19 protein-coding genes and 1 pseudogene are annotated in these 19,049 nt (G+C 62.0%); 5 read left to right on the forward strand and 15 right to left on the reverse strand.

Going from position 1 to position 19,049, the window contains the following annotated elements; translation table 11 throughout:
• Nucleotides 1-38 precede the first annotated feature (38 nt).
• Nucleotides 39-2,915, forward strand: coding sequence for an EAL domain-containing protein (locus M8997_RS14795; protein WP_250015432.1), 2,877 nt, complete (start codon nucleotides 39-41; stop codon nucleotides 2,913-2,915).
• Nucleotides 2,916-2,921: 6 nt separating this feature from the next.
• Here the strand turns inward: M8997_RS14795 and M8997_RS14800 are convergent, their stop codons facing one another.
• Nucleotides 2,922-3,524, reverse strand: a complete 603-nt coding sequence (locus M8997_RS14800; RefSeq protein ID WP_250014806.1) for a YqgE/AlgH family protein — start codon at nucleotides 3,522-3,524, stop codon at nucleotides 2,922-2,924.
• A gap of 161 nt (nucleotides 3,525-3,685) precedes the next feature.
• Here M8997_RS14800 and M8997_RS14805 point away from each other — a divergent pair, with 161 nt between their 5' ends.
• Nucleotides 3,686-4,483 (forward strand): protein-disulfide reductase DsbD domain-containing protein, encoded by a 798-nt coding sequence (locus M8997_RS14805; RefSeq protein WP_250014809.1) that lies wholly within the window; start codon nucleotides 3,686-3,688, stop codon nucleotides 4,481-4,483.
• Between the two features lie 90 nt (nucleotides 4,484-4,573).
• A complete protein-coding gene (locus tag M8997_RS14810; protein WP_250014812.1) occupies nucleotides 4,574-5,059 on the forward strand; it encodes a peroxiredoxin in 486 nt (161 codons plus the stop codon).
• A gap of 67 nt (nucleotides 5,060-5,126) precedes the next feature.
• Here M8997_RS14810 and rnhA read toward each other — a convergent pair whose 3' ends face one another.
• From rnhA to coxB, 12 genes are all read right to left on the reverse strand, one after another.
• Nucleotides 5,127-5,579, reverse strand: a complete 453-nt coding sequence (gene rnhA / locus M8997_RS14815) for a ribonuclease HI (RefSeq protein WP_250014814.1) — start codon at nucleotides 5,577-5,579, stop codon at nucleotides 5,127-5,129.
• Entirely contained in the window at nucleotides 5,576-6,556 is a 981-nt protein-coding gene (locus M8997_RS14820) for a homoserine kinase (protein WP_250014816.1), read from the reverse strand. The genes rnhA and M8997_RS14820 overlap by 4 nt, the downstream gene beginning before the upstream one ends.
• Before the next feature lie 2 nt (nucleotides 6,557-6,558).
• Nucleotides 6,559-7,560: a 4-hydroxy-3-methylbut-2-enyl diphosphate reductase gene (ispH, locus tag M8997_RS14825; protein WP_250014819.1), complete on the reverse strand. Its 1,002-nt coding sequence runs from the start codon at nucleotides 7,558-7,560 to the stop codon at nucleotides 6,559-6,561.
• Nucleotides 7,561-7,643: 83 nt separating this feature from the next.
• Nucleotides 7,644-8,390, reverse strand: a complete 747-nt coding sequence (locus tag M8997_RS14830) for an SURF1 family protein (RefSeq protein WP_250014821.1) — start codon at nucleotides 8,388-8,390, stop codon at nucleotides 7,644-7,646.
• A gap of 3 nt (nucleotides 8,391-8,393) precedes the next feature.
• Nucleotides 8,394-8,792: a DUF983 domain-containing protein gene (locus M8997_RS14835; RefSeq protein ID WP_250014823.1), complete on the reverse strand. Its 399-nt coding sequence runs from the start codon at nucleotides 8,790-8,792 to the stop codon at nucleotides 8,394-8,396.
• A gap of 10 nt (nucleotides 8,793-8,802) precedes the next feature.
• Nucleotides 8,803-9,303, reverse strand: coding sequence for a murein L,D-transpeptidase family protein (locus tag M8997_RS14840; protein ID WP_371929588.1), 501 nt, complete (start codon nucleotides 9,301-9,303; stop codon nucleotides 8,803-8,805).
• A gap of 89 nt (nucleotides 9,304-9,392) precedes the next feature.
• The gene (locus tag M8997_RS14845; protein WP_250014825.1) at nucleotides 9,393-10,271 is read right to left on the reverse strand and encodes a cytochrome c oxidase subunit 3; all 879 of its coding nucleotides are present in this window, start codon (nucleotides 10,269-10,271) and stop codon (nucleotides 9,393-9,395) included.
• Between the two features lie 57 nt (nucleotides 10,272-10,328).
• On the reverse strand, nucleotides 10,329-10,940 hold the full coding sequence (locus tag M8997_RS14850) for a cytochrome c oxidase assembly protein (protein WP_250014827.1): 612 nt from the start codon (nucleotides 10,938-10,940) through the stop codon (nucleotides 10,329-10,331).
• Nucleotides 10,941-10,949: 9 nt separating this feature from the next.
• Complete coding sequence (locus tag M8997_RS14855) at nucleotides 10,950-11,105, reverse strand: hypothetical protein (protein ID WP_250014830.1); 156 nt, start codon at nucleotides 11,103-11,105, stop codon at nucleotides 10,950-10,952.
• Nucleotides 11,102-12,052 carry a heme o synthase gene (locus M8997_RS14860; protein WP_250014833.1) on the reverse strand — a complete coding sequence of 317 codons (951 nt, stop codon included), beginning with the start codon at nucleotides 12,050-12,052 and terminating at the stop codon, nucleotides 11,102-11,104. The genes M8997_RS14855 and M8997_RS14860 overlap by 4 nt, the downstream gene beginning before the upstream one ends.
• 66 nt (nucleotides 12,053-12,118) lie before the next feature.
• Nucleotides 12,119-13,780 carry a cytochrome c oxidase subunit I gene (gene ctaD / locus M8997_RS14865; protein WP_250014835.1) on the reverse strand — a complete coding sequence of 554 codons (1,662 nt, stop codon included), beginning with the start codon at nucleotides 13,778-13,780 and terminating at the stop codon, nucleotides 12,119-12,121.
• A 39-nt stretch (nucleotides 13,781-13,819) separates the two neighbouring features.
• Nucleotides 13,820-14,689, reverse strand: coding sequence for a cytochrome c oxidase subunit II (coxB, locus tag M8997_RS14870; protein WP_250014837.1), 870 nt, complete (start codon nucleotides 14,687-14,689; stop codon nucleotides 13,820-13,822).
• 453 nt (nucleotides 14,690-15,142) lie between these two features.
• On the opposite strand from coxB, the pseudogene M8997_RS14875 reads away from it, so the two are divergent.
• Together M8997_RS14875 and tldD are read left to right on the forward strand one after the other, a co-directional pair.
• Nucleotides 15,143-15,577, forward strand: a pseudogene (locus M8997_RS14875) (invasion associated locus B family protein); the annotation flags it as partial.
• A gap of 93 nt (nucleotides 15,578-15,670) precedes the next feature.
• A complete protein-coding gene (gene tldD / locus M8997_RS14880; RefSeq protein ID WP_250014840.1) occupies nucleotides 15,671-17,083 on the forward strand; it encodes a metalloprotease TldD in 1,413 nt (470 codons plus the stop codon).
• Between the two features lie 5 nt (nucleotides 17,084-17,088).
• On the opposite strand, the gene M8997_RS14885 is transcribed toward tldD, so the two are convergent.
• Together M8997_RS14885 and M8997_RS14890 are read right to left on the reverse strand one after the other, a co-directional pair.
• Nucleotides 17,089-18,318, reverse strand: coding sequence for a class I SAM-dependent RNA methyltransferase (locus tag M8997_RS14885; protein WP_250014841.1), 1,230 nt, complete (start codon nucleotides 18,316-18,318; stop codon nucleotides 17,089-17,091).
• Nucleotides 18,315-19,049: a TlyA family RNA methyltransferase gene (locus M8997_RS14890; protein WP_250014842.1), complete on the reverse strand. Its 735-nt coding sequence runs from the start codon at nucleotides 19,047-19,049 to the stop codon at nucleotides 18,315-18,317. Before M8997_RS14890 ends, M8997_RS14885 begins: the two co-directional genes overlap by 4 nt.

A 19,049-nucleotide genomic window follows, 5' to 3' on the forward strand; every position in this document is an offset into this window, starting at 1 on the left:
TAAAGGTTCGATCAGTGGTATTTTCTATAGGACAGGTGCTGAAAGGCTTCATCCGCGTGTTTGTCCTTGCGGCAATTCTCGTGGCAACCCAATCGGCGGCGAATGCCCTTGAAACCATCAAGATCACCAAGGAAAGCACCGCGCTCGATCTCTCCAAGGCCGTGGAAATCTACCGCAACCAGGGCGATTCCTTCCAGATATCCACTGCACCCGGCGCGGATGGCATCGTCAGGCGCATCGAGGTTCCGGCCAATGACAAGCGCGCGACCGGCGACTGGGCGGCTTTCTCGCTGGCCAATCCGACCGACGAGCAGATCGACCGCCTCATCGTCGCGCCGCATTTCCGCCTCGTCGGCTCCGGTTTCATCTGGCCCGATCTCGGCTCGACCCGCATAGCGTCGATCACGCCCAGCGAAGGCTTCGCGCTGGACCGGCAGGCGAGCGACGATGCCGATGTGTTCCTCATCACGCTCGATCCGGGGACCGTCATCACGCTCGTCGCCGAGCTTGCCTCGCCCAACCTGCCGCAGGTCTATCTGTGGGAGCCCGATACCTATAAGGACACGGTGAATTCCTATACGCTCTATCGCGGCATCCTGCTCGGCATTGCCGGGCTTCTCGCGCTGTTCCTGACCATTCTCTTCGTGGTCAAGGGCACTTCGCTCTTTCCGGCCACCGCCGCCCTCGCCTGGGCCGTGCTGGCCTATATCTGCGTCGATTTCGGCTTCTGGAGCAAGCTGATCGAGATCACGCCCGGCAATGAGCAGATGTGGCGCGCCGGCACCGAGGTGGCGCTGGCCGCGACGCTGGTGATCTTTCTCTTCACCTATCTCAACCTCAATCGCTGGCACGACAATTTCAGCTATGGCGCACTGACCTGGATTCTCGGCCTCGCCATCGTCTCCGGCGTCGCCATCTTCGATCCGCCGATCGCCGCAGGCATTGCCCGTTTCTCCTTCGCCCTGACCATCATCGCCGGAACCGTGCTGATCGGCTTCTTCTCGTTCCGCAGCTATGACCGGGCGGTGATGCTCATTCCCACCTGGCTGCTGCTGCTGGTCTGGCTGCTCGGCAGCTGGCTGACCGTCTCGGGTCTGCTTTCCAACGACATCATCCAACCTGCCCTCGCCGGCGGCCTCGTGCTCATCGTGCTCCTGATCGGCTTCACGGTGATGCAGCATGCCTTTTCCGGCGGCGCGCTGCAGCAGGGGCTGTTCTCCGATGTCGAGCGGCAGGCGCTCGCGATCATCGGTTCGGGCGATATCGTCTGGGATTGGGACGTGCCGCGCGACCGCGTGGTGACGACGCCGGACCTCACCAATTTCCTCGGCGCCTCGGCGAGTTCCCTGCATGGCGCGGTGCGCAACTGGCTGCCATCATTGCATGCCGACGACCGCGACCGTTTCCGCACGACGCTCGACGTGATCCTGGAGAACCGGCGCGGGCGCATCTCGCAGACCTTCCGCCTGCGCGCCAATGACGGCCATTATTACTGGTATTCGCTGAAGGCCCGCCCGGTGATCGGCTCGGATGGCGAGATCGTCCGCTGCGTCGGCACGCTGATCGACGTGACCGAGCAGAAAAAGGCGGAAGAACGGCTCCTGCACAATGCCGTCCACGACAATCTGACCGGACTGCCGAACCGCGAGCTCTTTCTCGACCGCCTCGGCTCCGTCATCACCATGGCCCAGACGGAAAGCAAGATTCGCCCGACGGTGTTCATCATCGATATAGACCGCTTCAAGCAGGTCAATGACGGGCTTGGCCTCTCCGCCGGCGATACTTTCCTGCTGACGATTTCCCGCCGCCTGCACCGTCTCCTGCGCCCGCAGGACACGCTCAGCCGATTGAGCGCGGACCAGTTCGGGCTCATCCTCGTATCGGAGAGCGAGCCGGCCAAGATCGCCGCCTTCGCCGATGCCATCAAGCAGGCGATACGCGCGCCCATCGCCTTCTCCAAGCGCGAGATCGTGCTGACGGCGTCGCTCGGCCTCATCACCTGGACCAGCGGCAGCACCGCCTCGCCCGAGGATCTCGTCAAGGATGCGGAACTTGCGATGTTCCAGGCCAAACGTTTCGGCGGCGATCGTATCGAACCGTTCCGGCCGGCTTTCAGGGCCGTGGGCAGCGACCGCCTCCAGCTCGAATCCGATCTGCGCAGGGCGCTGGAGCGCCGCGAAATCCACATGGCCTACCAGCCCATCATCCGGCTCGAGGACAACAGCATTGCCGGGTTCGAAGCGCTGATGCGATGGGACCATCCGCGCCGCGGCTCGATACCGCCTTCGGAGTTCATTCCGATTGCCGAAAGCTCCGGCCTGATCGTCCAGCTCGGCCTCTTCGCCATGCAACGCGCCGCCGAGGACCTTGTCGGCTGGCAGCGCACAGTCGGCGCCACGCCGCTGTTCGTATCGGTGAATATCTCCAGCAGCCAGCTCATCCGCCAGGACTTGATCGACGATGTGCGCTCGGTGCTGCTGCAGACCCAGATCAAGCCCGGCAGCCTGAAACTCGAGCTTACCGAGTCCCTGATGATGGAGAATCCGGAGCGCTCCGCCTATGTGCTTTCGAGCGTGCGGGCGATGGGCGTCGGCGTATCGCTCGACGATTTCGGCACGGGCTATTCGTCGCTCTCCTACCTCACCACGTTCCCGTTCGACATGATCAAGATCGACAGGTCGTTCCTGCGTGCCGAACAGCCGCAGAAGGTCACGCTGCTGCGCTCAATCATCAGCATGGCGCATGATCTTGGTCTATCCGTCGTCACGGAAGGCATCGAGAGCGAGAGCGATGCGCTTCAATTGCGCCAGATGGGCTGCGAATATGCGCAGAGCTTCATGTTCAGCCCGCCGCTGACGATCGACGCGGTGACAAAGCTGCTGCGCGAGCAGTTCCAGCAGTCGAAAGCTTCGTGAGATAGCTCAGGCGTGGCCGGCCTCGGTCGCCAGCCGCGAGGGATCGACACCCATGTGGTTCAGGATGCGATCATATTTCCGCTCGATATCCGTATCGAACAGCAATTCCTGGGTGGCAGTACAAGTCAGCCAGCCATTATTGGCGATCTCGTTTTCCAGCTGCCCCGAGGCCCAGCCGGAATAGCCAAGCGTCATCAGCGCCCGCCGCGGACCGCGGCCGCCGGAAATCGCCCGCAATATGTCGATAGTTCCGGTGAGGCAGATCTCCTCAGCCACGGGCATGGTCGAATCCGTCAAATAATCATCGGAATGCAGAACGAAACCGCGGCGCATCTCGACCGGGCCGCCGCTGCGCACCAGGAAATCCCGCGTCCTGTCGGGCATGACAATCGCCTGTTCCTCGTCGAGCACGCCCAATTGCACCAGAATGTCGGCGAATTCCATCTCCTGCACCCGGTTGATGATCAGGCCCATGGCGCCCTTGTCCGAATGGGCGCAGACATAGATGACCGAACGTGCAAAACGGCTGTCATCCATTCCCGGCATGGCGAGAAGGAAGTGCCCATTGAGAAAACCAGTGTTCTTTGTCGGGTCGCTGAAAATCTCCATCCCTCAAGGTTACCAAGGAATTTGCAAATGACAACGACATGACGGATAAATTCTGCCCTCCGGCTCTCGTACTTTCGTAGCCCATGCTCTCACGGATAAATGATGATTGCGGCCTGCAAGCTTCCTTGTTCCCGCCCCAAAGCGCTGTAATGTGCGCCTCCATGAGAAAAGCTCTCCTCATCATGCTGGCTGCCACCGCCTTCGCTTCGACTGCGAATGCCGGCAGTTCGCAATGGACGAAAACGCCCGGCGGAGCGGTTCGCCTTATCGTGGAAGAACCTGCCGCAGGCGCGCGCGCGGTGCGCGGTGCCTTGCAGATCAACCTCGATCCGGGCTGGAAGACCTATTGGCGCGAGCCGGGAGATGCCGGCGTTCCGCCCGAGCTCGATCTTTCGCAAAGCGCCAATATCGCCGGGCACGAATTGTCCTTCCCTGCCCCGCACCGTTTCAAGGATGGCGCGTCGCATTGGGCAGGGTACAAGAAGCCGGTATTTCTGCCGGTTTCCATCACGCTTGCCGATACATCCAGGCCTGCCCACATCAAGGGGCACGCTTTTCTCGGCATTTGCGAGACGGTCTGCATTCCGGTAACCGCTGAGTTCGACGTTGCGGTGGGCGGCCAGAAAAGCGATCCGCTGACCGATACGCTGGTCGATACCGCATTCCAGCAATTGCCGGCACCGGCCAGCGATGCCTTCGGCATATCGAGCGGCAAGAAGAAAGGCGATGTGCTCTACCTCACCGTCAAGCTGCCATCGCAGGACCCGGCCATCGATCTCTTCGCTGCGGGACAGAGCGGCATCACGCTCGGCATGGCTCACCTCAAGAAGCGCGAAGGCACGGAGGCGACGTTCGCCGTGCCAGTGCTTTCCGGCAAGGACCGCCCGGCCGGTGTCCTGGACTACACGCTGGTACAAGGGCAAGAGGCGGTTTCGGGCCACATATCCATCGAGGATTGAGTCAGGCCCGAATATCGCGCCGCAACGCCTCGCAAATCCATGGCGCATCATCTATATGCGCTGTGTCGAAATTTTCACCAAGGAGCAGATATGACCATCAAGATCGGCGAACGCTTGCCTGACGCTACGTTCAAGAGCAAGACCGACGAGGGTGTCAGCAACATCACATCGGACGAGCTGTTCAAGGGCAAGAAGGTGGTATTGTTCGGAGTGCCGGGCGCTTTCACGCCCACATGCAGCATGAACCATCTGCCCGGATATCTGGAAAACCGCGATGCCATCCTCGGCAAGGGCGTCGATACGATCGCCGTCGTGGCGGTCAACGATCCCCATGTGATGGGCGCCTGGGCCAAGGCCACCAATGGCGAGGGCAAGATCCTCTATCTTTCCGATGGCAACGCCACTTTCACCAAGGCCGTCGGTCTCGAGATCGATCTGGCGGCGGGTTCCATGGGTGTCCGCTCGAAGCGCTATTCCATGCTCATCGAGGATGGCGTGGTCAAGCAGCTCAACATCGAAGACGCGCCCGGCCAGGCCATTACCTCAAGCGCCGCCACCATACTGGAGCAGCTCTAGCAAACCCGCCGCGGTGGAAGCCCTCTTTCATCGCGGCTGGCAAGTTCTGCTGGTAGAGCACTGATTTTCAACCGGCTTTTCTCGGGCGCTTGAAGGGTGCCATGCCGGCGCGGGCGAGCTCGTCGGCGCGCTCGTTTTCCGGGTGGCCGGCATGCCCCTTGACCCAGTGCCAGACGACGTGATGACGCCGCCTCGCCTCGTCCAGTGCCTGCCACAGCTCGGCGTTCTTCACCGGCTTCTTCGCCGCGGTCTTCCAGCCATTCTTCTTCCAGCCCTCGATCCAGCCGGAAATGCCGTCGCGCACATAGACGGAGTCGGTATAGAGATCGACATGACACGGCTCTTTCAGCGCGTTGAGGGCGGAGATCGCCGCCATCAATTCCATGCGATTATTGGTCGTATCCGCCTCGCCGCCGGAAAGTTCCTTTTCATTGCCGTTCCAGCGCAGCACCGCTCCCCAGCCGCCGGGACCGGGATTGCCCGAACAGGCGCCGTCGGTAAAAGCTTCGATCTGCTTCACGAAGCGACCCTTTCGGCTGCAAGCCCATATTCCTCGGCCGTCTTCACGGCCCTGTGGAAGCGCATGCGCCGGACATATTCCATCGGGTCCTTCTTCACGACGAGGCTGCCCTCCGGCGTGTTCAACCAGTCATAGAGGCGGGTCAGCATGAAGCGCAGCGCCGAACCGCGCGCCAGGACCGGCAGGCTTTCCACCTCCTGCGGCGAAAGCGGGCGCACCGAATTATAGCCGCGCAGCAATGCCGTGCCCTTGGTGATGTTGAAGGAATAGTCTTTTTCGAAGCACCAGGCGTTGAGACATACGGCAACGTCATAGGCCAGTATGTCCGTGCAGGCGAAATAGAAATCGATGAGGCCGGAAAGCTTCGCCCCGAGGAAGAAGACATTGTCGGGGAAGAGATCGGCATGGATGACGCCGGCAGGCAGATGCGCCGGCCAGTTCTCCTCGAGGAAGGCGAGATCGGCTTCCGTCTCGCGGGCCAGCCCCGGCTCGACGCGATCCGCATCGTCGCGCGAATTGTTCCAGAGCGGCCGCCAATCCTGCACCGAGAGCGCATTCCTGCGCCGCATGGGGAAATCGGCGCCTGCGACATGCAGATGCGCCAGCGCCTCGCCGACGGCATGGCAATGCTGGGCGGTCGGCCGGCGCATCCACATGCCTTCGAGGAAGGTGACGAGGGCGGCAGGGCGTCCGGCCAGCCGTCCTATGCTGTTGCCGTCCTTGCCGATCACCGGCAGCGGACAGCTGATGCCCTTGCCGGCCAGGTGCTGCATGAGCCCGAGGAAGAATGGCAGATCGTTGCTGTCGACGCGCTTTTCGTAAAGCGTCAGGATATAGGCGGCCTTGCTCGTATGCAGGAGATAGTTCGAATTCTCGACGCCTTCCGCGATCCCCTTGTAGGAGAGCAGTTCGCCAACGTCGTAATCCTTGAGAAAGCCCGCGAGGTCCGTTTCGTTGATATCCGTATAGACCGCCATGCTCAGTGCGCCCCGTTGACGAACGCCATGTCGCTGTTCGTCAATTCCACATCGCGCAAATCGCGCATGACGTGGAAATTCTCGGTTTCCACGGTCGTTTCGGCCAGTTCTATCGATACGGCATAACGCTCGGAAAATGCCTCGATGATCTCGTCGACGATGATCTCCGGGGCCGACGCGCCAGCGGAAAGCCCGACAACGCCGATTTCGCCAATCGCCGCCCAGTCGATGTCCGAGGCGCGCTGCACCAGCATGGACTGCGTTGCGCCCGAGCGCTCAGCCACTTCGACGAGGCGCTTGGAATTCGACGAATTGGGCGCACCGACGATAAGAAAGAGATCGCAGCCCGGCGCGGCCGCCTTCACCGCATCCTGTCGGTTGGTCGTGGCGTAGCAGATGGATTCGGCGGCCGGCGCGGTCAATTGCGGGAAACGGCGCTGCAGCGTCGCTATGATGCCCGCCGTATCATCCACCGACAGCGTCGTCTGCGTGACGAAACCGAGATTCGCCGGATCTTCGGGCATATAGGCCTCGGCATCCTCGATGGTTTCGATGAGGGTGACTGCCCCCTCCGGCAACTGGCCCATGGTCCCGATCACTTCGGGGTGGCCCGAATGCCCGACCAGCACCACATGGCGCCCGAGGCGCTGGTGCCGCATCGCCTGCTTGTGCACCTTGGACACCAGCGGACAGGTGGCGTCGAGATAGAAGAGGTTCTTGTTCTCCGCATCCGTCGGCACGGATTTCGGCACGCCATGGGCGGAGAAGATCACCGGCTGCCGGCGATGCCAGTCCGGTATCTCGTCGAGTTCCTCGACGAACACCGCGCCCCGCGCCTGCAATCCCTCGACCACATAGCGATTATGCACGATCTCATGGCGCACATAGACCGGAGCGCCATATTTCTTCAGAGCGAGAATGACGATCTGGATGGCGCGATCCACCCCGGCGCAAAAACCGCGCGGTCCGCACAGGCGGATTGTCAGTGGGCTCTTGTCGGTCATGTTCTCCGGATCTCGCAGGTAGTGTTGCTTCACCACGGAATTGGGCGGCAAATGGCGCGAAGTCAAGCCCGAAACAGCTTTTCTCACGCCGGCGGCCCGTCCCGCGGGGTCTGTTTGCGGCGCAGGAAGGAGATTGCCGCGATGATCAGCAGCGTCGCTGCAAGCCCGTACCATGTCACCGCATATTGCAGATGATTGTTGGGCAGGTCGATGATCGTGACGCCGCCGACGGGAAGCCCGCCGGGGTTCGGGGCCTCATTGGCATCGACGAAGAATGGCAGCACTCTATCGGCAGCGATGCCCGATTGCGCCGCCATTCCCGCCAGGTCTTTCCAGTAATAGATATTGCTCGCGGCGTCATTGTCCGGCAGCAGCGAGGACGGCTTGCCGGGCAGCGGATTGCGCGCGAGGCCCGTTATCGTCACCGGGCTTGCCACCTGCCCCGCCGGACGGGTCGCCGGGTCCTTCCGGTCATAGGGAACGAAGCCGCGATTGACGAAGATCGTCCTGCCATCCTCCAGCGCCAGCGGCGTATAGACATTATAGCCGGACGTGCCCTTGTAGGTGGTGAAGAAGTGGCGTTCCTTGTCGTTCAGGAGCCGGCCCGACAGGGTGACCGTGCGGTAATCGACATCGTGGCTGTCGCGCCAGAGCGCTTCGATTTCGCCAAGCGAGGCACCGGGGGCATGGCTGCGGGCCTCAATTTCCGCGAGCAGCCCTTCCTTCCATTGCAACCGCTCCACCTGCCATGTGCCAAGACCGATCAAGGCCAGGAACACCAGGAGGCCCAGGATGAATTTCACCCAGGGAAAGCGCCTTCGTTCAGCCATTGCTCAATGCTCATGCGTATGCGGGAGGTCGAGCTTGCCTTCTTCGGCCTTGTGCTTGTACTGGAGCGCGATCAGGACGCCCTTCATCCAGCGCAGCGCCGTCAGGCACAGGACGAGCGCGAGCGGTATCCACAGCAGGAAATGCACCCATAGCGGCGGGCCGACATTGACCTCCATCCACAGCGCCAGCCCGACGACGATGAAGCCTATGAGCAACATGACAAGCACGGCCGGGCCATCGCCGGAATCGATGAACGAATAGTCCAGCCCGCAGCTCGAGCACTGGCGCGCCGGCGCTATGAAGCCATTGAACAGCCTGCCCTGGCCGCAGCGCGGGCAGCGGGCCTTGATTCCAGCGCTGAACGGATCAACGGGCGGATATAGGGCCTTGTCATCTTGCATGATTTCCAACTCAGGGGTTTATTTCGATTGGCGTTCCATCCTGGACGAGCGCCCAGATTTCATCCATCTGCGAATTAGTGACCGCTATGCAGCCATCTGTCCAGTCGATAAGTTGTAGCACCCAGCCCCACCAGCCATAGCCGTTGACGGCGCCATGGATCATGATGTCGCCGCCCGGCGAGACGCCAAGCGCGCGGGCCGCCGCCCTGTCCTGCGCATTGGGGTAGGAGACATGGATGGATTTGTGCGCCATGCTTTTCGGGTTGCGCCAGTCGAGCACATATCGCCCCTCCGGCGTGCGTTCATCGCCTTCCCAGCGCTTGTGGCCGACGGGCCGCGCGCCAAGTGCGATCCTGTATTCCCTTATGGGCTTGCCCGCCGACAGCAGTTCCATGCGGCGCTCCGCCTTGTAGACGCGCACGAGATCGACCGGACCATCCTGCGCCGGCGCCGAAGCGGCCATGCCGAGGCAAAGCAGGATGGCGCAGAGGATGGTTTTCCAGATCGGCATGAATCCAGCATATCGCCGGCGAATGCGTCCAAATAAAGAGGGCGGCAGGTCTGACCTGCCGCCCTGATGACTCGCCCGGATCGGAGTGCCTATTCGGCGGCCAGCGGCGCGCCCCACGAAGCCCATACATAGACCGTGAAGAACAGGAACAGCCATACGACGTCGACGAAGTGCCAGTACCAGGCGGCAGCCTCGAAGCCGAAATGCTTCTGCGGGGTGAAATCGTTCTTGATCGCCCGGATGAGGCAGACGAGCAGGAAGATCGTCCCGATGATCACATGGAAGCCGTGGAAGCCGGTCGCCATGAAGAAGGTGGCGCCATAGATCGAATCCTTGAACGCGAATGGCGCATGGATGTACTCATAGGCCTGCACGAAGGAGAACAGCACGCCGAGGATCACCGTCAGCGACAGGCCGGTGATGAGGCCCTTGCGATCATTGTGCAGCAAGGCATGGTGGGCCCAGGTCACCGTGGTGCCGGAAAGCAGCAGGATCACCGTGTTGTAGAGCGGCAGGTGCAGCGGGTCGAGAACTTCGAGGCCCTTGGGCGGCCACACGCCGCCGGTGAAGGCTGCGCGGGCTACCTGCTCCGCGTCGGCGGGGTAAAGGCTGGCATCGAAGAACGCCCAGAACCAGGCGGCGAAGAACATCACCTCGGAGGCGATGAACATGATCATGCCATAACGCAGGTGCAGCGAGACGACCCGCGTGTGGTGCCCCTGCTTGCCTTCCTTGATCGTATCCGACCACCAGCCAAACATGGTGTAGAGTACGATCACCAGACCGACCAGGAATATCCAGGGGTTGGTCAGGTTGGCATTGAAGAGAACGAACTCGCCGCCGGAATGGTACCGCATGAAGCCGATACCGCCGATCGCCAGGATGAAAGCGCCGACCGAGGCGAGAAAGGGCCAGGGGCTCGGATCGATAATATGGTAGTCGTGGTTCTTTTGGTGCGCTTCGGCCATTTTAACCCCCGCAAGGTCTGTTATCGAATAAACATCGGCAGCACTGCCGGTGCAAGTTCAGAGTTGTCCCGCCTTGTCCTTCTTCGTCACATCGGCGCTGGCGGCAACCGGCGCAGGCATGTCGATCGGAAAGAATGTATAGGACAAGGTAATTGTGTGAACGCCTTCAAGTTCCGGCGCATTGACGATCTCCGGGTCGACGAAGAAGACCACCGGCATCTCCATGTCCTCGCCCGGCTTCAACACCGTATCGGTAAAGCAGAAACACTCCACCTTGTTGAAATAGGCTCCCGCCGCCTGCGGCGTGACATTGAAGGACGCCCTGCCCGCCGTCGCCTTGCCGGTGACATTGCGGGCCTCGTACTTGATCAGCGTCGTCTCGCCGATATTCATCGTCACTTCGCGCTGCACCGGCTTGAAATCCCAGGGCAGCCCGCCCGACGTATTGGCGTCGAAGCGCACCGTGATCTTCCTGTCGAGGATCGTATCGGAAACCTGTTCGACCCGCTGCGTCGTGCCGCCATAACCCGTGACCTGGCAGAACATCGCGTAGAGCGGAACCGCGGCAAAGGCCATGCCCACCATGCCGAAGAAGAAGGCGAGGCACGAAATCGCTATGGTCCGGTCGGACCAGCGGGATTTCCTTGCGGGTGCGTTGCTCTGTGTCATTCTTCCAACCTACATCGGCCTGTTGAAGAGAGCGGCACCGAGCTTTGCCCAGGTGCCCACATAGACGATGACCACGAAGGCGGCCAGCGCCAGCGCCAGGGCCAGCGACCGGCTGCGCCGCGCCCGCTTCTGCTTTTCCGTGAGGGTAACGCGATCCTCGCTCATATCGCCCCACCGAACGCCGCCATCGCCTTGCCGACCAGAACCTCGCCGAGGAGGACGGCATAGAGCGAAAACAGGTAGAAGATCGAAAATGCGAACAGCTTCTTTGCCGGGCTGATCATCGGCTCGCCGACTTCCGCGCGCCACACCTTGAAGGCGTAGAGCAGGAACAGCGCACCCATCACGATGGAGAACACGCCATAGGCCGGCCCGGCAAAGCCCATCACCCAGGGCAGCACGCCAACCGGCGCCACCAGCACCGTATAAAGGAATATCTGGAACTTGGTCGAAGCCGCGCCCATCACATTCGGCATCATCGGGATGCGGGCCTTTTCATAATCGTCCGACATGAACAGCGACAGCGCCCAGAAATGCGGCGGCGTCCACAGGAAGATGATCATGAACAGCACGATGCTCTCGATGCTGACGGAATTGGTGACGGCGGCCCAGCCGATCATGGGCGGGAACGCACCCGCCGCGCCGCCGATGACGATGTTCTGCGGCGTCGAGCGCTTCAGCCAGATCGTATAGATCACCGCATAGAAGAAGATGGTGAAGGCGAGCAGGAAGGCGGCAAGGAGATTGACGAAGAGCCCGAGCGTGACGACCGAGAATGCCGACAGCACCAGGCCGAAGCCCAGCGCTTCCTCGCGCGAGACGCGTCCGGCCGGGATAGGCCGCTTGGCGGTCCGCTTCATCACCGCGTCGATATCGGCGTCGTACCACATGTTGAGCGCGCCGGAGGCGCCGGCTCCAACGGCAATGCACAGAATGGCGATCGCCGCGATGACCGGATTGATATGGCCGGGCGCCGCCATCATGCCGACGAACCCGGTGAAGATGACGAGCGACATGACCCGAGGCTTGAGCAGGGCAATGAAATCCGATGCGCTGGCCTCTGAAAGACCTGCGCCCGCATCCATGACTGCCTGTTTCTCGATAAGTGACATTCGCTTTTTAAAGTCCGCTGCTGTGTTGGTCGGGCGGGCCGCCATGAAGACGGCCCGCCCTGATCGTTACTTGATGCGTGGAAGCTGTTCCCACTGATGGAAGGGCGGCGGCGAAGAAAGCTGCCATTCCAGCGTCGTGGCGCCGACACCCCACGGATTGGCTCCTGCTTCGCGCTTCTTGGCAAAGGCTTCGAAGACGCCGAAGAGGAAGATCAGTACGGCGACGCCCGAGATGTAGGAACCGATCGAGGATACCTCGTTCCAGCCCTGGAACGCATCCGGATAATCGATATAGCGGCGCGGCATGCCGGCAAGCCCGAGGAAATGCTGCGGGAAGAAGACAAGGTTGACGCCGATGAACGTTACCCAGAAGTGCACATGGGCGATCGTCTGGTTGTACATGTAACCGGACATTTTCGGGAACCAGTAGTACCAGCCCGCGAAGATGCCGAAGACAGCGCCCAGCGACAGGACGTAGTGGAAGTGGGCAACCACGTAGTAGGTGTCGTGCATCGCGCGGTCGAGACCGGCATTGGCCAGCTGCACGCCGGTGACGCCGCCGACGGTGAACAGGAAGATGAAGCCGATAGCCCAGACCATTGGCGGCTTGAACGAGATCGACCCGCCCCACATCGTGGCGATCCAGGAGAAGATCTTCACGCCGGTCGGAACCGCGATGACCATCGTCGCGAAGACGAAGTAGCGCTGCGTCTCGAGCGACAGGCCCACCGTATACATGTGGTGCGCCCAGACGATGAAGCCGACGACGCCGATGGCGACCATGGCATAGGCCATGCCGAGATAGCCGAAGATCGGCTTGCGCGAGAAGGTCGAGACGATGTGGCTGACGATGCCGAAGGCCGGCAGGATCATGATGTAGACTTCAGGATGACCGAAGAACCAGAAGAGATGCTGGAAAAGGATCGGGTCACCGCCGTTTTCGGGAGCGAAGAAGGCAGTGCCGAAATTGCGGTCGGTCAAGAGCATGGTGATGCCGCCTGCGAGCACCGGCAGGGCCAGGAGCAGCAGGAAGGCGGTGATCAGCACCGACCAGGCGAAAAGCGGCATCTTGTGCAGCGTCATGCCCGGCGCGCGCATGTTGAAGATCGTGGTGATGAAGTTGATCGCGCCGAGGATCGACGAGGCGCCGGCAATATGCAGCGACAGGATCGCGAGATCCATCGCCGGACCGGGCTGGCCCGAGGTCGACAGGGGCGGATAGATCGTCCAGCCGCCGCCTGTGCCGAAGCCGCCTGCCGGGCCCGGAACGAAGAGCGAAAGCAGGAGGAGAAGCAGTGCCGGCGGGAGCAGCCAGAACGAGATGTTGTTCATGCGCGGAAACGCCATGTCCGGCGCACCGATCATGATCGGCACCATCCAGTTGGCGAAACCGCCGATCAGCGCCGGCATGACCATGAAGAAGATCATGATGAGGCCGTGGGCCGTCGTGAAGACGAGATACATGTGCTTGCCGGCATCGAGCGCCGCATCGCCCTCGAACCCGTAGACCATGGCGGCGAGGCCGTGGAATATCTGGATGCCGGGCTGCTGGAGCTCCGCACGCATGGCGATCGACAAGACACCGCCGATAATGCCCGCGATGATCGCGAAGATCAGATAAAGCGTTCCAATGTCCTTGTGGTTGGTCGAATAGACCCAACGCACCCAACCACGCGGTTTGTGATCGTGGTGTTCGTGGTGGGCTTCGTGAGCAGCTGAACCTGCCATGAGATAGCTCCCGTTCCTCAAATGCAAAGCGCAGCTGGCTTAGTTGCCAGCCACATTGATGTTCTTGCCGGCTTCCACCGAAGCGGCGAGCGTCTTGTAGGCCCCCGGCAGATCGCTGCCGGCAGCCGCGAACCAGGCATCATACTGCGCCTGCGAGACGACGCGTATGGCGATGGGCATGAAGGCATGGTCCTTGCCGCAGATTTCCGAGCACTGGCCGTAATAAAGGCCTTCCTTGTCGGCCTTGAACCAGGTCTCGTTGACGCGGCCGGGCACGGCATCGATCTTCACGCCGAAGGCCGGCATGGCGAAGGCGTGGATGACGTCGGCGCCGGTCACGAGGACGCGCACCGTCGTGTCGACCGGCACGATCATCTCGTTGTCCACAGCCAGGAGGCGCGGATAGGCCTTGATGTCTTCCTTGCCGGCGGTGCTGCGATCGGCATCCTTGAGCATGACCGAATCGAAGGAAAGCGGCGTCTCGCCCGCCTGGTACTCATAACCCCAATACCACTGGTAGCCCGTGGCCTTGACGGTGAGCTTCGGATCTTCGGGCGAATATTGCGCCGTCAGCAGCTGGAAGGACGGCACGGCGAGGAAAAGCAGGATGACGACCGGCGCCACCGTCCAGACGATTTCCACGGCGGTGTTGTGGCTCGTCTTGGAAGGCACGGCGTTCCTGCTCGCGCGGTAACGCAGCATGACCCAGGCCAGGAGGCCCATGACGAAGAGCGTGATCGGAATGATAAACCAAAGCGTGTAGCGCTCGAACCAGACAATCTGCTCCATGATGCCGGAAGCGGCCGGTTGGAACGTGATCTGCCAGGGTTCGGGCTGTGCCGCAAAGGCAGTGCCAGCGCACAAAAGGCCACCCAGGATACCGGTCAGCGTGACAATGTTCTTCTTCACCTAGAAATCTCCCGAATGAAGCTTTGGTTCCATACATTATTGCCGGGCGGCGAGGCCCGGGTCCTGCCGCGTTCAAACCACACATTAGCCCACATCGCAAGGAAGGCGAACGTGAACCCATGCGGCATTTTTGCGCGCAGCCTGCCCGATAATTGACCCGATGCGGCCAAACGGATGAATTTTTAGCCGCGATGGCGTGTTTTCCTCGCCAGAGCGGCGTTCAGCACACAATCCGGCCACTTTTGCGCTGCACCAAACCGGAATGGCTGCCATACGCTGGGGAGTGTTCAAGTGGCATTCTTTTCATCCGGTTCGGGGCGGTTTATCGTCTGGATGATTCGTTTTGGAGCCGCCATGTCATTTTTTGCGTTACATAAGATTACAGCACGTAAGATTATCGCCGGCCTGTTTGTCGCTTCGATCGCGGCCTTGCCCGCCAACGCCCTTGCGGCGCCCCAGAGCGGAACCGTGAAATCGACTCATGGCGCATGGTCCATTCTCTGCGACACGCCGGCCGGAGCCAAATCGGAGCAATGCGCGCTCGTCCAGAACGTGGTCGCGGCGGATCGGCCCGAAATGGGCCTTTCGGTCGTGGTGCTCAAGACCGCCGACAACAAGGCGAAGATCCTGCGCGTCCTCGCACCGCTCGGCGTGCTGCTGCCGAACGGGCTCGGCCTCAATGTCGACGGCAAGGACATAGGCCGCGCCTATTTCGTCCGCTGCTTCGAAGATGGCTGCTATGCGGAAGTCATTCTCGAGGACCAGCTGGTGCAGACGCTGAAGACCGGCAAGGCGGCGACATTCATCGTCTTCCAGACGCCCGAGGAAGGCATCGGCATCCCGGTCGAACTGAACGGATTCGGCGCAGGTTTCGACGCCCTCCCCTGAGCGCTTCAAAGCGGGCTTCAAATTTCGGGTTGTCCCGCGCTGGCCGAAGTCCTACATCCGTTCTTGTAATTGCCATTGGAACCGGATGTTGCCATGAAAAGCCTTATCGACAGTTTTGACGCCCCCCGGGAGAAAATCCTCGAAACTGTCAAGCATGCGCTTGGCTCGGCCGATGATGGCGAGCTTTTCGTGGAATATCGCGAATCGGAAGGCCTCGTCTTCGACAATGGCCGGCTGAAGAACGGTTCGTTCAACCAGGATCGCGGCTTCGGCCTGCGCGCCGTCGCGGGTGAAGCCGTCGGCTATGCCCATGCGGGCGAGCTTTCGCTGAATGCGCTTGGCCGCGCCGCCGATGCCGTCTCGGCCGTCGCCACGGGACATGCTGGCACCTACCAGGCTGCGCCGCCAAGAACCAATATCAGCCTTTATGGCGACGAAAATCCCCTCGGCGCGCCGAGTTTCGAGGAAAAGGTCAAGCTGCTCCAGGAAATCGACGCCTATCTGCGCGCCAGGGATCCCAAGGTGCGCCAGGTCACGGCTTCGCTCGCCGCCTCGTGGCAGCAGGTGGAAATCCTGCGCGCTGATGGACATTTCGTCCGCGACGTCAGGCCCATGGTGCGGCTCAACGTTTCCGTCGTTGCCGGCGATGGCGATCGCCAGGAGAGCGGCAGCTATGGCGCCGGCGGGCGCAAGGGCTTTGGCGAATTCATCGCCGGCGGCAATTGGCAGCATGCGGCCGATGAGGCGCTGCGGCAGGCGCTGGTCAATCTGGAGGCGATCCCCGCCCCGGCCGGCACCTTCGACATCGTACTTGCCAGCGGCTGGCCGGGCGTCATGCTGCACGAGGCCGTCGGCCATGGCCTCGAAGGCGATTTCAACCGCAAGAAGACGTCGGCCTTTGCCGGGCTTCTCGGCCAGCGCGTCGCTTCGAAGGGTGTCACCGTCGTCGATGACGGCACGATCACCGAACGCCGGGGCTCGCTGACGGTCGATGACGAGGGCATGCCCACCAACAAGACGGTGCTGATCGAGGACGGAATCCTCGTCGGCTACATGCAGGACCGCCAGAACGCCCGGCTGATGGGCATGGCGCCGACCGGCAATGGCAGGCGGGAATCCTACGCCCATGCCCCGATGCCGCGCATGACCAATACCTATATGCTGAGCGGCGACAAGACACCCGAGGAGATCATCGCTTCGGTAAAGAAGGGCATCTACGCCGTTTCATTCGGCGGCGGCCAGGTCGACATCACCTCAGGCAAGTTCGTCTTCGGCTGCACCGAGGCCTATATGATCGAGGACGGCAAGATCGGCGTCCCGGTCAAGGGCGCCATGCTGATCGGCAATGGACCGGACGCCATGCAGCGCATCTCCATGGTCGGCAACGACATGCAGCTCGATACGGGTATCGGCAATTGCGGCAAGGGCGGGCAATGGGTGCCGGTCGGCGTCGGCCAGCCGCATCTGCGCATGGATCGCATGACGGTCGGCGGGACCTCGGTCTGATCCGGCTATTTCTTGCTCAGGAGCGCCACCGTCTCCACATGGGCCGACCATAGAAACTGATCGATCGGCACCACCCGGTCGATCTTGTAGCCGCCCTTCGCCAATATGCTCAGATCCCGCGCCAGCGTGATCGGATTGCACGACACGGCCGCGACCTTCGGCACGGCAGATTTCGCAAGTTCGAGGCATTGCGCCTCGGCACCGGCACGCGGCGGATCGAAGAGCACGCCATTGAAGGGCGCAAGTTCGCGCGGAAGCAGCGGCCGGCGGAAGAGGTCGCGCCGCTCGACCGTCAACGGCTTGAGGCCCTGGACGTGACGCACGGCCCTGTCCAGCGCGTTCACGGCGGCCTGATCGCCCTCGACGGCATGGACGGCCGACTTTTCCGCCAGCCGCAGTGCAAAGGTGCCCGAGCCCGAAAACAGATCCGCCACGCGCTTGGACTTGCCGAGATGCGCCGTGACGAGAGCAGCCATCGCGTTCTCAGCATCGAGCGTAGCCTGCAGGAAACTGCCCGGAGGAACGGCAACGGGCACGCGGCCGAACTGCACGACAGGCTTGCGCGGCTCGACAATGATCTCCCCGTCGAGGCTGAGCCGGGCGAAACCCTTCTCGATGACAAGCGCAGTCAGGGCGCGGCGCTGGGCGCCATCGGGCGCGGCGCAGCCGGATGCCATGATGTCGAGGCCGCTTGCCGTCGCCGTCACCGTCAGCTTGAACGGTTTCATCGCCCCGCCGAGCACGGCAACCAGCTGCCGCAGATCGGCCAGTCGGTCGGTGATGGCCGGCACGGCAATGGGACATTGGGAAATATCGATAAGCTCGTGGCTGTGATGGCGATTGAAGCCGAGCTGCGGCCCGTGATCGCTGTTGCGGACGGCGAACACCACCCTGCGCCTTGTCTGCGGCGCGCAGGATATCAGCGGATCGAGCGTAAACTGCAATCCGCGCCCGGCAAGGGCATCCTGCACCAGCGACCGTTTCCAGGCGCGATAGGCATCCTCCTGCCAATGCTGCAATGTGCAGCCGCCGCATTCCTCGAAATGCTGGCAGACCGGCGCCACGCGCTGCGGCGATGGCTCCAGAAGCGCCATGATCGTACCGCGCCCGTTCTCGACGGCGATATTGGCTGTTTCGCCGGGAAGGGCAAAAGGCACGAACGCCGTTCCGCCGGCAAGGGATACGATCCCATCGCCGCCAGCACCCATCCGCTCTATCGTGACCCGTGTCGTCATTGTTCCTTCAGTCCTGCAAGCAGGAATTCGCGGTTGCCGTCGCCGCCTTCGATCGGTGATGGATGCAGCCCCAGCGACCGCCAGCCCGGCAGGCCGTCCAGCCACTCCCTTAGAGCATTTGCCACGCGTTCGCCATCGCCGGCGTCGCGCAAAATGCCGCCCTTGCCGATTGCCTCGCGGCCCGCCTCGAATTGCGGCTTGACCAGCAGCACGCAATGGGCGCCGTTTTCCGCCAGCGACAATGCCGGTGGCAAGGCAAGCTTCAGCGAGATGAAACTCACATCGGACACCACAATGCCTATCGCGTGGCCGGCCAGGTGGTCCCGCTCCAGTTCCCGCGCATTCAGCCCTTCAAGGCTGGTGACGCGGCTGTCGGCGGCAAGCACGGGATCGATCTGCCCATGCCCGACATCGACCGCGACGACATGGCGGGCGCCGCGCTCAAGCAGCACCTGCGTAAACCCGCCGGTAGACGCGCCGATATCCAGTGCGGCCCTGCCGGCGACGTCGATCCCGAAGGCGTCGAGCCCGGCGATGAGCTTGAGAGCAGCGCGCGATACATAGGCACTCGCCGGGTCATCGACCATGATTTCCGCCGCCGAGCCGCATTCCGCACCCGCCTTGCGCACGACGCGGCCATCGACCTGCACGGTTCCGCGCAGGATGGCGTCGCGTGCGCGGGATCGGCTGTGGAAGAACCCACGCTCGACCAGCAGTTGATCAAGCCGCAT

This window comes from Phyllobacterium sp. 21LDTY02-6 (assembly GCF_023554255.2).
Classification (GTDB): Bacteria; Pseudomonadota; Alphaproteobacteria; order Rhizobiales; family Rhizobiaceae; genus Phyllobacterium.

Bases quoted from the DNA above. Each gene is read 5' to 3' on its own strand.
- M8997_RS14810 (WP_250014812.1), top strand. From the start codon at position 4,574: ATGACCATCAAGATCGGCGAACGCTTGCCTGACGCTACGTTCAAGAGC.
- M8997_RS14800 (WP_250014806.1), bottom strand. From the start codon at position 3,524: ATGGAGATTTTCAGCGACCCGACAAAGAACACTGGTTTTCTCAATGGG.
- M8997_RS14885 (WP_250014841.1), bottom strand. From the start codon at position 18,318: ATGACGACACGGGTCACGATAGAGCGGATGGGTGCTGGCGGCGATGGG.
- ctaD (WP_250014835.1), bottom strand. From the start codon at position 13,780: ATGGCAGGTTCAGCTGCTCACGAAGCCCACCACGAACACCACGATCAC.
- M8997_RS14860 (WP_250014833.1), bottom strand. From the start codon at position 12,052: ATGTCACTTATCGAGAAACAGGCAGTCATGGATGCGGGCGCAGGTCTT.
- M8997_RS14855 (WP_250014830.1), bottom strand. From the start codon at position 11,105: ATGAGCGAGGATCGCGTTACCCTCACGGAAAAGCAGAAGCGGGCGCGG.
- M8997_RS14845 (WP_250014825.1), bottom strand. From the start codon at position 10,271: ATGGCCGAAGCGCACCAAAAGAACCACGACTACCATATTATCGATCCG.
- M8997_RS14850 (WP_250014827.1), bottom strand. From the start codon at position 10,940: ATGACACAGAGCAACGCACCCGCAAGGAAATCCCGCTGGTCCGACCGG.
- M8997_RS14840 (WP_371929588.1), bottom strand. From the start codon at position 9,303: ATGCCGATCTGGAAAACCATCCTCTGCGCCATCCTGCTTTGCCTCGGC.
- M8997_RS14890 (WP_250014842.1), bottom strand. From the start codon at position 19,049: ATGCGGCTTGATCAACTGCTGGTCGAGCGTGGGTTCTTCCACAGCCGA.
- M8997_RS14820 (WP_250014816.1), bottom strand. From the start codon at position 6,556: ATGGCGGTCTATACGGATATCAACGAAACGGACCTCGCGGGCTTTCTC.
- M8997_RS14805 (WP_250014809.1), top strand. From the start codon at position 3,686: ATGAGAAAAGCTCTCCTCATCATGCTGGCTGCCACCGCCTTCGCTTCG.
- M8997_RS14830 (WP_250014821.1), bottom strand. From the start codon at position 8,390: ATGGCTGAACGAAGGCGCTTTCCCTGGGTGAAATTCATCCTGGGCCTC.
- ispH (WP_250014819.1), bottom strand. From the start codon at position 7,560: ATGACCGACAAGAGCCCACTGACAATCCGCCTGTGCGGACCGCGCGGT.
- tldD (WP_250014840.1), top strand. From the start codon at position 15,671: ATGAAAAGCCTTATCGACAGTTTTGACGCCCCCCGGGAGAAAATCCTC.
- M8997_RS14835 (WP_250014823.1), bottom strand. From the start codon at position 8,792: ATGCAAGATGACAAGGCCCTATATCCGCCCGTTGATCCGTTCAGCGCT.